1 protein-coding gene is annotated in these 911 nt (G+C 43.0%); it reads right to left on the bottom strand.

The genetic code is table 11. The annotated features are described in order from the left end of the window. Nucleotides 1-724 (bottom strand): GTP-binding protein (locus AMDU4_RS12985; protein ID WP_290705400.1); only part of this gene is annotated, 724 nt, incomplete at its 3' end. Nucleotides 725-911: the final 187 nt, after the last annotated feature.

Below are 911 nucleotides of genomic sequence, written 5' to 3'. Positions count from 1 at the left end.
TGTCAAGCTTTAATATGTNTGCAACAAACTCATCATAATTCTCGCCTGTTATGGAATTCAGCCCTATAACCGGTGTGGACAGCTTATTGCTCATGTTTAACGATTCCCTTATATCCTTAATAGCCAGATACGACCCCTCTCTGTCCGTTTTATTTATTACAAAAATATCTCCTATTTCCATCATACCAGATTTAATTGCCTGTATTTCATCTCCGAGCCCGGGTGCAAGAATTACGCATGTTATATCTGCTATATTCATTATATCCACATCTGCCTGGCCTGACCCAACGGTTTCAAGTATGACAAAATCGCTTCCAGATGCTTCCAGAATCTTTGTTATGTCCCATGTATATTCAGAAAGCCCGCCATTATACAGTCTGTTGGATACGCTTCTCATATATATTCCCCTTCTGGTGAGGGCAGCCTGCATCCTTATCCTGTTCCCAAGTATGGCCCCACCAGAGAACGGGCTGGCCGGGTCAATAGCAAGAACGGAAACCTTGCCGTGGTCTTCAAGCATTGGGGCAAGATTGCCTATTAAAGTACTTTTCCCCACTCCCGGCGGTCCTGTTATACCGATGATCTTGGCATTTCCGTATCTGTATATCCTGCTGATTATCTCCTTTCTAGATTCATAACCGGAATTCTCTATCAGTGATATGGATCTGGCAATGCTCCTGTAATCTCCTTTCAGAATGCCATCTGTTAGCCTATCAATATTCATTTTCCCTCAATTTCCTGATTTCCATTGCCCGTTTTTTTACATGGTTGATTATTACACTGAGGGGTGTTCCAGGGCCGAAGTTGCCTGTTATTCCCATTTTTTCAAGTGCAGGTTTGTCTTCGTCAGGTATTATTCCTCCACCTACTACAGCTATATCGTTTATTCCACGCTTTTCAGGGGATCCTCA

It is taken from the genome of Ferroplasma sp. Type II (genome assembly GCF_000496155.1).
Note: the sequence above shows the minus strand (reverse complement) of the source record. Positions and strands in the feature narration are given on the sequence as shown.